The organism is Mesorhizobium sp. WSM4887, assembly GCF_029625865.1.
Classification (GTDB): Bacteria; Pseudomonadota; Alphaproteobacteria; order Rhizobiales; family Rhizobiaceae; genus Mesorhizobium.
In genome coordinates this window covers 1-258 of the sequence record NZ_JARTVP010000061.1, presented here as the reverse complement: position 1 = coordinate 258, position 258 = coordinate 1, and the positions used below count along the sequence as shown (strand labels likewise).

Here is a 258-nt window from a genome sequence, read left to right as displayed (position 1 = left end):
CCCCCGCCCGCCGGCGCCCCGCCCCCGCCCCCGCCGCCCCCCCCGCCCCCCCCCCCCCCCCCCGCGGCCCCCCCCCCCCCACCCCCCCCCCCCCCCCCCCCCCCCCCCCCCCCCCCCCCCCCCCCCCCCCCCCCCCCCCCGCCGCGCGCGCCCCCCCCCCCCCCCCCCCCCCCCCCCCCCCCCCCCCCCGCACAGCATGTAGGCGTTCTTGGCGTCCTCGACCGTCGCCTCGTTCGGCATGTTGATGGTCTTGGAGAT

The 258-nt window shown here is 88.4% G+C and carries 1 protein-coding gene; it reads left to right on the top strand.

Annotated elements, in window-relative coordinates; all coding sequences use genetic code 11:
- The coding region (locus P9230_RS32320; protein WP_278121767.1) for a hypothetical protein at window positions 1-202 on the top strand (202 nt) is incomplete at its 5' end.
- Between the last annotated feature and the right edge of the window lie 56 nt (window positions 203-258).